General features: G+C 47.7%; 12 protein-coding genes. 10 read left to right on the forward strand and 2 right to left on the reverse strand.

The genetic code is table 11. The features are described from left to right. Positions 1-849: 849 nt before the first annotated feature. The 5 genes from tkt to AACT52_RS06970 all read left to right on the forward strand — a co-directional run bounded on the left by tkt (position 850) and on the right by AACT52_RS06970 (position 10,103). Positions 850-2,955: a transketolase gene (gene tkt / locus AACT52_RS06950; protein WP_083630811.1), complete on the forward strand. Its 2,106-nt coding sequence runs from the start codon at positions 850-852 to the stop codon at positions 2,953-2,955. A gap of 67 nt (positions 2,956-3,022) precedes the next feature. Next, a complete protein-coding gene (locus AACT52_RS06955) occupies positions 3,023-5,908 on the forward strand; it encodes a bifunctional transaldolase/phosoglucose isomerase (protein ID WP_073636389.1) in 2,886 nt (961 codons plus the stop codon). A gap of 616 nt (positions 5,909-6,524) precedes the next feature. Next, entirely contained in the window at positions 6,525-7,553 is a 1,029-nt protein-coding gene (gene gnd, locus AACT52_RS06960) for a phosphogluconate dehydrogenase (NAD(+)-dependent, decarboxylating) (protein ID WP_073636390.1), read from the forward strand. Beyond that, entirely contained in the window at positions 7,550-9,076 is a 1,527-nt protein-coding gene (gene zwf, locus AACT52_RS06965; protein ID WP_073636391.1) for a glucose-6-phosphate dehydrogenase, read from the forward strand. Before gnd ends, zwf begins: the two co-directional genes overlap by 4 nt. 310 nt (positions 9,077-9,386) lie before the next feature. Further along, positions 9,387-10,103, forward strand: a complete 717-nt coding sequence (locus AACT52_RS06970; RefSeq protein ID WP_073636392.1) for an SDR family oxidoreductase — start codon at positions 9,387-9,389, stop codon at positions 10,101-10,103. Positions 10,104-10,115: 12 nt separating this feature from the next. Here the strand turns inward: AACT52_RS06970 and AACT52_RS06975 are convergent, their stop codons facing one another. After that, positions 10,116-10,286 (reverse strand): GNAT family N-acetyltransferase, encoded by a 171-nt coding sequence (locus tag AACT52_RS06975; protein WP_143173008.1) that lies wholly within the window; start codon positions 10,284-10,286, stop codon positions 10,116-10,118. 14 nt (positions 10,287-10,300) lie between these two features. Between AACT52_RS06975 and AACT52_RS06980 the strand changes: the two genes are divergently transcribed. From AACT52_RS06980 to AACT52_RS06995, 4 genes are all read left to right on the forward strand, one after another. Further along, entirely contained in the window at positions 10,301-11,095 is a 795-nt protein-coding gene (locus AACT52_RS06980; protein WP_073636393.1) for an SDR family NAD(P)-dependent oxidoreductase, read from the forward strand. Positions 11,096-11,110: 15 nt separating this feature from the next. Then, a complete protein-coding gene (locus AACT52_RS06985) occupies positions 11,111-11,281 on the forward strand; it encodes a hypothetical protein (protein WP_143173009.1) in 171 nt (56 codons plus the stop codon). A gap of 56 nt (positions 11,282-11,337) precedes the next feature. Next, positions 11,338-12,069 (forward strand): hypothetical protein, encoded by a 732-nt coding sequence (locus AACT52_RS06990; RefSeq protein WP_073636394.1) that lies wholly within the window; start codon positions 11,338-11,340, stop codon positions 12,067-12,069. Between the two features lie 74 nt (positions 12,070-12,143). Then, positions 12,144-13,058, forward strand: coding sequence for a Cof-type HAD-IIB family hydrolase (locus AACT52_RS06995; RefSeq protein WP_083630812.1), 915 nt, complete (start codon positions 12,144-12,146; stop codon positions 13,056-13,058). On the opposite strand, the gene AACT52_RS07000 is transcribed toward AACT52_RS06995, so the two are convergent. Next, on the reverse strand, positions 13,055-13,219 hold the full coding sequence (locus tag AACT52_RS07000; protein WP_158055012.1) for a hypothetical protein: 165 nt from the start codon (positions 13,217-13,219) through the stop codon (positions 13,055-13,057). The genes AACT52_RS06995 and AACT52_RS07000 overlap by 4 nt on opposite strands. 23 nt (positions 13,220-13,242) lie before the next feature. Between AACT52_RS07000 and AACT52_RS07005 the strand changes: the two genes are divergently transcribed. Then, positions 13,243-14,469 carry an MFS transporter gene (locus AACT52_RS07005; RefSeq protein WP_233154238.1) on the forward strand — a complete coding sequence of 409 codons (1,227 nt, stop codon included), beginning with the start codon at positions 13,243-13,245 and terminating at the stop codon, positions 14,467-14,469. Positions 14,470-14,568: the final 99 nt, after the last annotated feature.

Below are 14,568 nucleotides of genomic sequence, written 5' to 3' on the forward strand. Positions count from 1 at the left end.
TCATCCCACGCTCCCCTACGGGTGAGACGTGGGGCTTCTGCCCGAATTAGCTAAAAGTACTCAACAATCACTTTCAAAAAGATTTTTAGTAATTCGGTGCCGAATTATTTGAGCGGGTTGACAAAATTGCAATTACCTTAACCTGTCACAGATAATTGCTAGATAAGGGTCGTCACCCCTTCGGGGAAGTCAAAAGTCAAAAGTCAAGCTCTGTTTTTTAATTTGTGTCAATCACCTGAGGGGGCGCTTGTCGCCCCCTCAGGGCTTATTGACTCTATTATTAATAACTTTGGGAGGAGAATAGTCGATTTGACCTCAAACGCTTCTATATACCCCCATTCATGAGAAAAAGCGTAAAACTTTTGTCCTCATTTGATTTGAGGGAATTCAGAAAAATTCTGGTTTTGATGAAACAACCTGCGGAGAGCATAATTTTTCGGTACATTTACTCATGCGAAATCTGGGATGCAATAATGCCTTATAAAGCTGCAATCTTAAGTTCCTGTTTAACGTCACAATCTTGAGCGGTCAAAAATTAGATTATGTTGCACACTGCAATAAGTTGTTGTTCTTGAGTAGTTCCAACCCAAAGGACGAACAGGTGTTTCAGACAGTAGAATTTTTCAGCTTCAAAAAACATCAACACAATTTATACCGTTTGTTTGTGAAGCTGCATATATTTACCTCCCGGCTACGCCGTCCCCCGTTGCCAAGGGGGGACTACAGGGGGGTCTTTTATGTGCATCTTCATACACAATTGGTATTAGAAATTTACCTTTGCGAAAGTATGTAGTTTACATCGCTAATCCTTTGTATAAATTTAGCTGACGACCCTAAGGAGAGAAAGCAGTGATTGCCCAAACTCAAATTGCGAACCAAACTCAACTCGATGAGCTGTGCATTAACACGATTCGTACCCTCTCGATGGATGCCGTGCAGCAGGCAAACTCTGGGCATCCAGGTACACCAATGGCAATGGCTCCTGTCGCCTACTGTTTATGGCAGCGATCTTTACGGTTCGACCCCGAAGATCCCATCTGGGCAAATCGCGATCGCTTCGTACTCTCGAACGGTCATGCTTCCATGCTGCTGTATTCGTTGTTACATTTAACTGGTGTCAAAGCAGTCAACGCCAAGTATGAGCAGTTGGGTGAGCCATCCGTTACACTGGATGACATTAAGCACTTCCGTCAACTTGATAGCAAATGTCCTGGTCATCCTGAATACCGTTGGACTTCTGGTATTGAGACAACCACAGGACCGTTGGGACAAGGAGTGGCGACGAGTGTGGGAATGGCGATCGCCGGACAGTGGATGGCCCAATACTTTAATCGACCTGATTTCGAGTTGTTCAATTACAACGTTTATGCTCTATGCGGAGACGGCTGCATGATGGAGGGCATCTCCAACGAAGCAGCTTCCTTGGCAGGGCATCTTCGACTCTCGAATTTATGCTGGATTTACGACAACAATCATATCACCATCGAAGGACATACAGATTTAACCTTTAATGATGATGTGGGCACTCGGTTTCTTGCCTATGGCTGGAACATTCTTCGTGTCAGTGATGCCAATGATCTAAATGCGTTGGAACAATCGTTCAACATCTTCCAACAAACCCGCGATGCTCCAGAGGAGCGGCTTCGCCAACGCCCCACGTTGATTATTGTCGATAGCCATATTGGATATGGGGCACCACATAAGCAAGATACCAACGCGGCTCACGGAGAACCGTTGGGAGAAGACGAAATCCGGTTAGCAAAGCGCAGTTACGGCTGGCCAGAAGATGCAAAGTTTTTCGTTCCTGATGGCGTGCGTGAACACTTCCAGACGCAACTGGGACAGCGGGGACACAAACTGCGTACCCAGTGGATGCAAACCTTCACTGAATATGCTGCTGTGCATCCAGAAATGGCAGACCAACTTTACAAAATGCAACATCGCCAACTTCCTGATGGTTGGGAAGTCGCATTGCCAACGTTTCCAACTGATGTGAAAGGAGTTGCCGGACGGGATGCTTCTGCAAACGTGCTTAATGCGATCGCCCAACAAATCCCTTGGTTGATTGGTGGTTCTGCTGACCTGGCTCCCTCCACCAAAACACGGCTCACCTTTGATGGCGCAGGAGATTTTAGCGCAGGCGATCGCTCTGGCCGTAACTTTCATTTTGGCATCCGCGAACACGCAATGGCGGCGATTCTCAACGGACTCTCACTGAGTAAGGTGCGTCCCTATGGTTCCGGGTTCTTTATTTTCAGCGACTACTGCCGTCCATCCATTCGCCTCAGCTCGTTGATGGAGATTCCAGTCATTTACATCTTCACGCATGACTCGATTGGGGTAGGTCAAGATGGACCGACTCATCAACCCGTTGAGCAGTTGGCGTCCTTGCGAGCAATTCCGGGACTAATTACTCTACGACCTGCCGATGCTAACGAAGTTGTGGAAGCATGGCGAGTGATTATGCAGTTACAGCATCAACCAGTCGTGCTGGTACTGAGTCGGCAGGCATTACCTACGCTTGACCGCACTCAATATGCAGCTGCATCGGGTTTAGCAAAAGGTGCGTATGTGTTAGCTGATGCCGAAGATGGCAAACCGGAGGTGTTGTTATTAGCTACAGGAAGTGAAGTATCCCTCTGCATTGCGGCGTATGAACAACTCAAGGCAGAAGGAATTAAAGCGCGAGTGGTGAGTATGCCATCCTGGGAGTTATTTGAGCAGCAAAGTCAGGACTACCGCGATAGTGTGCTCCCACCCTCGATTACTGCCCGTGTCTGTGTAGAACAAGCATCCACGTTTGGCTGGGGTGAGTATGTCGGTTCGAGAGGGGGACGGATAGTTATGCACACATTTGGTGCCTCAGCACCGCTCAAAGAGCTGCAGCGTAAGTTTGGCTTTACCCCTGACAAGGTTGTTGAAGCTGCAAAAGCCCAGTTAGCAGGGCGACTTTGATATCTACATGCTAGTACGAAATTTTAAGCTAGACAATTCGTGCCAATTCAATTAAGGATATGAACTGATGAGTACTGTGCCAGCATTACAAACAAAAAATCCTTTGAAGGCGTTACAATCCTACGGGCAATCCGTCTGGTTGGATTATATTCGTCGCAGTTTAATTAGCAGCGGTGAACTACAACGCTTTGTTGACGAAGATGGATTGCAAGGCGTCACCTCAAATCCTTCGATTTTTGAGAAAGCGATCGCGGGCAGCACTGACTACGATACAGTCTTAACTACGCTCGAACAAAGCGAGGATCAGGATGTCATGTCGCTATATGAGACCTTTGCCATTACTGATATCCAAGCAACTGCAGATATCTTGAGACCTATTTACGAGCAAACCAATCGGCGTGACGGTTACGTCAGTCTGGAAGTTTCACCTTATCTAGCGAACGATACTCAACAAACTATTTCAGAAGCTCGCAGACTATGGCAGAAGGTTGATCGTCCTAATTTGATGATTAAAGTGCCTGCGACACCTGCTGGAATTCCTGCGATTCAACAACTGATCGGCGAAGGCATCAATGTCAACGTGACGCTGCTATTTTCTCAAGACGTTTATGAGCAGGTCACGAATGCCTACATCACAGGCTTAGAGTTGCTGGCGGCAAAAGGTGGAGACATCAGCCGCATTGCCAGCGTCGCTAGCTTCTTTGTCAGTCGGATTGATACGGCAGTTGATAACCAGATTACGGCTCAACTTAAAACTACAACCGATGCAGCTCAACGTGATTTGCTCAAAAGCTTATTGGGCAGAGTTGCGATCGCCAATGCCAAGCTTGCATATCAGCGCTATCAAAACATATACAGATCTAGTCGATGGCAAGAATTAGCCAGCCAAGGGGCACAAACCCAACGGCTGCTGTGGGCAAGCACAGGCACTAAGAATCCGCAGTATAGCGACGTGGTGTATGTTGAAGAACTCATTGGCTCCGACACTGTGAATACAATTCCACCAGCCACGCTATCTGCCTTCCGCGATCATGGACATCCGAAGTCTAGTTTGACTGAAGGTCTTGATGATGCTCAATCGACGTTATCAAAACTACAGAAAGCAGGAATCTCTTTGGAGCAGATTACAAACCAATTATTGGCAGAAGGGGTACAAGTTTTCATTAATGCCTTTGATCAATTGTTGAGTGCAGTTGAGAAAAAGCGGACAGCGATTCTTGGTAAAAAGCTTGATCGCCTCACCTACAAATTGCCTGATGCGCTGAATACGTCTGTTCAAGCATCTTTGGACGATTGGCAGAAGAACGGCAAGATTCGTCGCCTATGGGCACAGGATCCGACGTTGTGGACAGGGACAGATGAAAACAAATGGTTGGGTTGGCTCGGTATTACTGAAGACCAACTTGCACACATTGAGCATCTCAAGCAACTGGCGCAAGAAGTCCAAAATCTAGAATTCACTCATGTGTTGCTGCTAGGGATGGGCGGTTCATCACTCTGCCCAGAGGTGATGAAGCTCACCTTTGGTAAAGCGCAAGGCTTTCCCGAACTGCTGGTACTCGATTCCACTGATCCGGCTCAGATCAAAGCGATCGAAAGTCAGATTGACCTGACCAAAACATTGTTCATCGTGTCGAGCAAGTCTGGCAGTACACTGGAGCCAAATATTTTCAAACAATACTTCTTTGATCGTGTGCAGCAAATTGTAGGTGCAGAATCAGCAGGTAATCGGTTCATTGCCGTGACTGATCCCGGTTCTAAACTGCAACACATTGCCGAAGGTGATGATTTCCGCCATATCTTCTTCGGGGTGCCAAGTATCGGCGGTCGCTATTCTGCCCTATCGAACTTTGGCATGGTAGCTGCGGCGGCGATTGGAGTGGATGTGGCAAAGTTCTTGAATACGGCTGAAGTCATGGTGCATTCTTGTGCATCATCAGTTCCGGCAAAAGAGAATCCTGGGGTTGTGTTGGGAAGCATTTTGGGTGTTCTGGCAAAGCAAGGACGAGACAAAGTCACGCTGATTACGTCACCGGGAATTGCAGACTTGGGCGCATGGTTAGAGCAACTGTTGGCAGAGTCTACAGGTAAAGACGGCAAGGGATTGATTCCAGTGGCTCGAGAACCGTTAGGAACTCCAGATGTGTATGGGAGTGACCGCCTCTTTGCTTACATTCGGTTAGACTCTGCTCCTGATTCTGCTCAAGATGCTGCTGTTACAGTGTTGGAGCAGGCAGGACAACCTGTAGTTCGGATTGCGATCGCTGATCCCTACCAACTCGGTCAAGAGTTTTTCCGCTGGGAAATTGCGACTGCTGTAGCGGGTTCGATCATTGGCATCAATGCCTTTAACCAACCGGATGTTGAAGCCAGCAAAATTGTTACCCGCCAGTTAACAGATGAATACGAGAAAACCGGAAAACTGCCGCCCGAAAGCCCAATCTTCACGGTAGATGACATTCAACTCTTCAGCGATCCAAAAAATGCAGCGGCACTGAAAGAGGCAGTAGGAACCGCTGAATCGTTGACTAATTATTTACGTGCCCACTTGAATCGACTACAAGCGGGAGATTATTTTGCACTCCTTGCGTATATCGAACGCAATGATATACACCAAGCGCAGCTTCAAGACATTCGAGAAAAAATTCGGGATGCAAACCAAGTCGCCACCTGCCTTGGCTTTGGTCCGCGCTTCTTGCACTCCACAGGGCAGGCTTACAAAGGTGGACCAAACAGCGGTGTTTTTCTCCAAATTACCTGTGATGATGCCACTGATCTTCCTGTTCCTCAGCAGAAATATACATTTGGAGTTGTGAAAGCAGCTCAAGCACGGGGCGATTTTCACGTTTTGGCGGAGCGTGAGCGACGGGCGTTGCGCATCCATCTTGGGAAAGATATTCAAGCTGGTTTAGCTACCCTAAAAACCGCGATGGAGCAAATTCTGTACGGATAAGGCAGGTAGTCGGAGATAGTTGAATGCTGTCGTAGCACGAACACGCGTTCATAAACAGTCTATTATTCCACCAACCCAAAATAGCTGGGTAAACATTTTCTGTAGTAAGCGCTACTGTGCTTTGAAGCCCTGCGCGTTTACAGCGCTAAAGCGCCGACTACAAACCCTGCAGATCTTGCCTTGACGGACTACTATAGCGGTTTGAAACCCTTGTAAAGTAGACAAATAGGGCTTATACCAATTCTCCATGAAGATGCACTTAATATTAAAAAATGAACCGCCAAGTACGCCAAGGAAGAAAGAGGTAATTATTTAGTGCAAGTTTACAGAGAATTGGTATTACGCACACTCTACGAATTCGGGCGCGTTCTTGGCAACGAATACTTTGCTTAAGTTGGGAAACCCGCCCACGTAAGTGTCCTCGTCTTGGTGGTAGCCTCCGGCACGCAGCTGCGCGTCTACGATAAATTAAGCTTTTTGCCGATTTTTGCGTAAGTCCTGACAAAGAAATAATGAACCACAGATGGACACAGATGGACACAGATAAATAATTACTTTATTCAGATGAAAAGCGCTATATAGTCCACGCAATTGAGAATTACACAGGAGAAAAACAATGCAACTTGGTGTCATTGGTCTAGGGCGCATGGGCGCAAATATCGTTCGGCGACTGCTGCGAAACAAGCATGAGTGCGTTGTGTTCAATCGCACACCTGACAAGGTGAAGCAGCTTGCATCGGAAGGAGCGATTGGAGCCTACAGCCTGGATGATTTTGTACAAAAGCTCGACAAGCCCCGTGCCATCTGGTTGATGGTGCCTGCGGGAGATCCCACCGAGCAGATGGTCAAAGAACTGGCTGAAAAACTCGACTCAGGCGACATCTTGATTGATGGCGGCAACTCGTACTACATTGACGACATTCGACGAGCGAATGATCTGGCACCAAAGGGCATTCACTATGTGGATGTGGGAACCAGCGGCGGAGTGTGGGGACTAGAACGTGGTTATTGCATGATGATCGGCGGCGAACAGGTTGCAGTTGAGTACCTCGACCCCATCTTTAAGACACTGGCTCCTGGACGGGGAGAGATTCCGCGTACTCCTGGGCGTGAGGAGGTGGGCGGCACGGCGGAGGAAGGCTATTTGCACTGCGGAGCGAATGGAGCTGGGCATTTTGTCAAGATGGTGCATAATGGCATTGAATACGGGTTGATGGCAGCTTATGCGGAAGGGTTGAATATCTTGCATCACGCAAATGTTGGCAAGCAGAGCCGTGCTACTAATGCTGAAACCACTCCACTCCGCAATCCTGAACACTACCAGTACGATTTGAACCTGCCAGATATTGCCGAAGTGTGGCGACGGGGTAGTGTTGTCGCTTCATGGTTGCTAGATCTGAGCGCGATCGCTCTACTTCAGCAGCCTGATTTAGCAGACTTTGCCGGTCGTGTGTCGGATTCCGGTGAAGGACGCTGGACGGTTACAGCAGCAATTGACGAAGGCACACCTGCTCCTGTTCTCAGCGCTGCCCTGTATCAGCGCTTTAGCTCACGCGGGGAAGATGATTTTGCTGATAAGTTGCTGTCTGCGATGCGCTTCCAATTTGGCGGACACGTTGAGCAACATACGGAGACAAAATCATGACAATTGCACCTGCACCTCATTCTCAAGTTGAAACCTCAGTTCGTCCTGCCGATCCCTGTGTGATTGTCATCTTTGGTGCTGCTGGAGATTTGACCAAGCGTTTATTATTGCCTGCACTTTACAATTTGGCACGTAGCAATTTGCTGCCGCAGGAGTTTGCGATCGTCGGGGTTGCTCACACTCAAATGAGCCAAGACGACTTTCGCAGCAAACTCAGTCGAGATATTCACGAATTTGCAACGGTTGCAGTTGATGACCACCTCTGGCAGCAGTTTGAGCAGCGATTGTACTACCTTCCCGGTGAGTTTCAGGATGCTAAGACGTACCAGCAGTTGCAAGAGTTGTTGACTCAGGTAGACCAGAACTGTGGCACTCAAGGAAACTATTTATTTTACCTGGCAACCGCTTCTAACTTCTTTTGCGACATTATCGCGCAGCTTGGTTCAGCGGGACTGTTGCAGGAAGACAACGGACACTGGCGGCGCGTCATTATTGAGAAACCATTTGGGCATGATTTGGATTCTGCTCGCACCTTAAATAAGAATATCAGTAGCGTGCTGAAGGAAAGCCAGATTTACCGCATCGATCACTACCTGGGTAAAGAAACCGTCCAAAATATTCTGGTATTTCGCTTTGGGAATGGACTGTTTGAACCAATTTGGAACCGGGAACATATTGACCATGTGCAAATTACTGTGGCTGAAACGGTCGGCGTAGAGGGCAGAGGTAACTTCTACGAAGGAACGGGTGCAGTACGCGATATGGTGCAAAATCACCTGTTTCAATTGCTAGCGATGACTGCAATGGAGCCACCCGTTTCATTTGATGCAGATGCCGTTCGCGATGAAAAATCTAAATTGCTCAAGGCAATTCAACCCTTAACTCCCGAAGATGTACTAAAGTATACTGTACGAGGGCAGTATGGTGAGGGGGCGATAAACGAGAAACCTGTTCCGGCTTATCGTTCAGAACCACGGGTTGCTTCAGACTCTACCACTGAGACCTATGCTGCCTTAAAGCTCACAATCGATAACTGGCGTTGGGCAGATGTGCCATTTTACCTGCGAACCGGGAAACGCTTGCCGAAGCGTACTACTGAGGTTGCGGTTCAGTTTAAGCGGGTTCCCTCACTGCTGTTTCGTCAAACTTCAGTTGATCAATTAACGCGTAATTTCCTTGTCCTCCGCATTCAACCTGATGAAGGGATTAACTTCCAATTTGGCGCAAAAATTCCTGGTCCGACAGTGCAGATGGGCAGCGTAAATATGGATTTCTGCTACGCTGATTACTTTGGCTCAACCCTTAGCACAGGCTATGAAACTTTGCTCTATGACTGCATGATTGGCGATGCTACGCTGTTTCAGCGAGCAGACAACGTGGAATTGGGTTGGAGTGTAGTTACCCCAATTCTGGATGTTTGGAGCGCATTACCAACACGAGAGTTTCCCAACTATGCGGCAGGAAGTTGGGGACCGAAAGATGCTGACGAACTCCTCTGGCGCGATGGTCGGCAATGGCGATGAGTAATTATAGCGCTTCTCGTTTGGATGAAGTACAGATTTATCTGTGTCCATCTGTGTCCATCTGTGGTTCTTATTTCTTGATGTATTGCACTCAAGTAAGAACCGCTATAATAGACTTCTTGCAAAAATGCTTAAATTGTCATGTTTACCGAGTCAGAACATAGGAGTGGAGGTTCCGAGTCCCGAAGGGACACGCTGCGCGAACGCTACACTGCGTTTCGGGACTAATGACATTCACATTTTTTGAATGAATGCAAGAAGTCTAATAAAAATTAGAAATTAATCAGCGATTCAGAGAAGAAGCACAATTATGTCACTCTCAGGCAAAAAGGTTGTAATTATCGGAGCGAGTTCTGGTATGGGGCTAGCGACTGCATTAGCCGCAGCAGAGGCAGGTGCTAAGGTGACGTTAGTGGGGCGAAACTCTGCATCCCTTGAAAAAGCAGCGGCAGAGGTGGGATACGGTTCACAAGCCATTGTCGCAGATATTGCAGATGAAGGTGCAATTGTCAACCTATTTGAGCAAGTTGGAAACTTGGATCATCTCGTCACGACCGCTGCCAACTTAGCATACTCACCGATTCAAGACTTTGACAGTGCAGCAGCTAGAGCAATTATTGCCAGCAAAATCCTCGGTCCATTTTACGCTGTCAAACACGCAGCTCCTCGCCTAAGTAAAGATGGTTCCATCACGTTTTTCTCTGGAGTTGCTGCCTGGAAACCATTTCCCGGTGCATCAATGGTTGCTGCGGCTAACGGAGCCTTGGCGGCTTTTGCACGCTCTCTAGCTGTTGAACTCGCTCCCATTCGCGTCAATGCGGTTTCACCGGGAGTGGTGGAAACACCATCTTGGAATGGAATGCCAGAGGAGGAGCGCAATGCATTTTTCGAGAACTTGGGTAACCAGCTTCCAACTCGGCGCACAGGTCAACCTAACGATTTAGCAGATGCCGTTCTGTTTTTGATGCAAAATGGTTTCGCTACGGGAACAGTGCTGCATGTTGATGGTGGACACCGTTTGATTTGATGTCAATTGTCTCTACTTTTTTTTCATCTGATAAACACTCATCTTCAATCCATAAAATAGTGTTTGTTGTTTATATTCCATCCCTAATTTCTCGATAACTCTCACAGAGGCGATGTTGGCTGGTTCAACCACGGCAAGAATGTCGGGTACTCCTAATTCATTGAATCCGTAATGTAAATTCAAGAACTAAACTACTAATGGATCTTAAACTAACGGGCAAAACGGCTCTGGTTAGCGGTTGTACAGGGGGTATTGGGTTAGCGATCGTTACTACCCTCGCCCAAGAAGGGGCAACTGTCATTATCAATGGACGCACAACTGAACGAGTTAATGGCGCGATCGCTCAAATTAAACAAACGGTAACTGATGCCAGACTTCAAGGTGTGGTAGCAGATCTTGGAACCCAAGCAGGAGCTTCAGAATTGTTCGAGCAAGTTCCAGACGTAGATATTCTGGTAAACAACTTAGGAATTTACGGCTCTAAAGCCTTTGAAGAAATCTCTGATGACGAGTGGATGAAATTCCTAGAAGTGAACGTCATCAGCAGAGTGCGGTTTTCACGACATTACTTACCGTTGATGCTGAAAAAGAACTGGGGACGCATTATTTTCATCTCCAGTGAGTCTGCCCTAAATATTCCAGCAGAAATGATTCACTATGGCGTAACGAAAACCGCACAACTAGCACTCGCCCGTGGTTTGGCAGAGACAACTGTTGGCACGAATGTCACCGTCAACTCAGTGCTTCCCGGTTCCACCCGCTCGGAAGGTGTCGAAGGTTTTATTCAAGGATTAGCAAAAGACCAATCCATTACTCCCGAACAGGTAGAGAAAGAGTTCTTTGAGAAAACTCGTCCCTCTTCGCTCATCAAACGGTTCGCTACACCCGAGGAAGTGGCGGCATTGGTTGCATTTGTCGCTAGCCCATTATCGTCTGCTACTAATGGTGCAGCCCTACGGGTTGATGGCGGTCTAGTGCGATCAATTGTATGAGTAGCAGCTCAATCATTGCTCTACTTGCCAGCGCGATTAGACAACGTGGAATTGGGTTGGAGTGTAATTACCCCAATTGTGAACCTTTGGAGCGCATTACTAACACGAGAGTTTTTCAACTATGCGGCAGGAAGTTGGGGACTGAAACATGCTGACGAACTGCTCTGGCGCGATGGTTGGCAATAGTGATCGAGTGATTAATAAAAATCACAAATCAATCAACGATTCAACGGAGAAGCACAATGTTGAGTAAACATAAATGGGGCATTGTCAGCATTAATTTTCTAACCATTTGCAGTACGATAACAACTTCCCAACTAATCCGAGCCGAAAACACGATTACCACAGCAACTTCAATCAAGAATGCTCCTTATAGCAAGGTATTCCAGACTGGTTCAATCTATGCTGTGAGAGATCATGACTTTAGAGGGAGTGAGCCTGCTCTTGGCGTATCAACTCTTTGGAGTAAAAATCCGACCAAGGATAGCCTTTTGCTAGGGGTACGCTATTGTGTACCTGACAACTCTCTAGTTGGCTCTGATGCCTCCTTAACTAGGATAGTGTTGCTCAGCAAGAATCAACCCTTAGTCACGATCAATCAACCAATAAAACAAACCCCTAGCTATCAAAAAGTTGTTCAAAGTTCCACCACGGTTCCGGAATTAGGCTTTTGGGGCCCCGGTCCGTATTGGGGCAACGACGGTTTTTGGGATGGCGTTGATGAGCCTTTTTGGGCTGGTGCCGCTACGTTTCCGTCTGTAACGTGTAGCGCAGGAGGCAGCCGATTTAACATTGCTCCATTTGCCAGCGCGATCGCTCAACTTCCGCCCCAAACGCTTCAGATGAAATTGATCTTTAGCAACGGTGCAACTAGCCAATGGGAATTGGGGAAAAAAACGGTGCAGGCACTCAAAGAATTGTTAGCCATTCCCGAAACCTCGTCAAATACCTCTCAAGCACCTTTAGCAAAGTGAAACGGTCTCGGTATCCCATGTTACATGTAGACCAAGAAATTGAGCACCAACAATCAACAACCGAGCTTTTTATCATGAACGCAATAAGTTCTCCCAAGTCACCTAAAATTTCACTGCTGCTAGCAGATGTAGATGGCACGCTTGTAACAAAAGAGAAAATCCTAACTGATCGCGCCCGTGCTGCTGTTCATAAACTTTGGGATGCAGGTATTCGCTTCACGATTACCAGTGGTCGTCCACCATTAGGGATGAAAATGATTGTGGATGCCCTGAAATTGACAGAACCAATCGCGCCATTTAATGGTGGTCTTTTTGTCTATCCTGACTTCTCAACGTTGGAGGAAAACGTCTTACCTGCAACAACTGTTCAAGAAGTCATCAAGATGATTACCGCCCACCATTTGGATGTTTGGATTTATCGAGGGAAGGATTGGTTTGTGCATGAACGGCATGGTCCTCATGTGGATCGCGAAGAATGGACGGTTAAATTTCCACCAACGGTTGTTTCTAGCTTCGATGGTTTATTGGACAACGTGGTCAAAATTGTGGGTGTTAGTGATGACCTGGATGCTGTTGCCAAGTGCGAAACTGATGTGCAGCAAGCGTTTAGTCAAAAAGTTTGCTGCCAGTCAAGAGCCAGTTCGGGAGGTGGTGAACAGGTATCTGCGGCGCGATCGCAGCCTTACTATCTAGATGTTACCCATCCCCACGCGAACAAAGGTGCTGTAGTCGATCGCCTCTCACAACTGCTCGAAATTCCCAGACAGGAGATTGCCACGATTGGAGATATGCCCAATGATGTCCCGATGTTTGAACGAAGTGGATTAAGCATTGCTATGGGCAACGCGAATGCAGACGTACAGCAGCAGGCTCAGTACGTGACGACATCCTACGAAGAGGAGGGATTTGCCAATGCAGTCGAATGGTTCATTTTAGGCGAGCAACATGGGGCTTCCAATGCAAAATTTCAGTCTTCCAGCGCCCGTTAAGCATTGGAATCAAACAATTTCTTCACAGCATTGTCCATGCTGTTGTGATCAACTGTTGCGACACGTCCGCAATCATCAAGTTCATTGGTTTTGCCGACGCTGTTGGCAGGATATGCGATGAAAATAGAAGCTTTCCGCAAGATTACAGATTTGTCAGGCATTCCCCCTCACGAACTGCATTTCTTTGATTAAAAATACACTAACAGTACCAAAAAGTCAAGACCAGCGCGAACGTTTGCTACGGCTTCTTGTGACAGCAACATTCTTGATTTTTTTTCAAGCCTACATGGTTGCACCGCTCATCCCTCACCTCGCCGTTGCGTTCAAGGTTTCTAGCCAGACGATTGGACTCATAGTCCCGGCGTATTTGATTCCTTATGGGATAGGGTCACTTATCTATGGTTTACTCTCGGACCAAATTGGACGGCGGCGCATCATACTGACTTCGTTGGTGGGGTTTGTTGTCCTAACTTGCTTCACAACAACGGCACAATCAGCCTCACAGCTCATCTTCTGGCGCTTCTTAACCGGACTATGTGCCAGCGGTGTCATCCCTTTAGCGCTGACATTAATAGGGGACATATATCCCTATGAGCGGCGGGGACGTCCGATGGGCTGGATATTTGGAGCGATGGCTGGAGGTATGGCATTCGGTTCAACATTCGGAGCTTTGCTTGAGCCACTCATCACCTGGCGTGGGATTTTCATTGGGGTCGGTATTCTTGGCGCTCTTGTGTTGAGCCTGCTGTACCTTAAACGGCATCTTCTGGGGAATGCCACACGCTCGACCACTAACAACATCCGTGACTTATTAACTACTTACAAGATGTTACTTGGATCTGGGCGGGGACAGCAAACTTATGCCTACGTGCTGCTCAATGGCATCTTTCACTCAGGGGTTTACACGTGGCTCGGTTTGTACTTCCAACAGCGCTACGGTTTGGGGGAAGTCGGCATCGGTCTAGCACTTCTTGGCTACGGTGTTCCAGGTTTTTTACTCGGTCCAATGATTGGACGCGCTGTAGATCGCTGGGGGCGCAGTTGGCTACTACCCACTGGGTTTGCGATCGCAGGGGTTGCAGCTGCTATTCTGATGTTCCACTTGCCTCTAGTTGTTGCAGCTGTGGCAGTAACGCTTTTGTCCCTTGGCTATGACATGACACAACCCCTGCTTGCTGGGATTGTGACTTCCTTGGGTGGAAAGCGCGGCGGTCAGGCGATGGGACTCAACGTGTTCACTCTATTTATTGGGTTTGGTGTCGGCAGCTTTCTCTTTGGTGAGGTGTTGAGACTGGGCTTGAACGTAGCGCTCTTCCTTTTTGCTGCGATCATCCTGGTAGCCGCCTTAGCTGCAATTCCCTTGTTCCGTTCGGAGGCTCCAAATGTAGTATCTAGCTCAGAACGTACTTAGTCTCGCTGAAACGGAGAGTGGAAAAAACCGAGTTCTCCCGCAATTTTAGCTTCTTCGCCGTAAGCCCCGCGCTATAACGGTACTCCGGTTAGCGTCGGG

This window comes from Scytonema sp. HK-05 (assembly GCF_963872035.1).
Classification (GTDB): Bacteria; Cyanobacteriota; Cyanobacteriia; order Cyanobacteriales; family Nostocaceae; genus Kalymmatonema.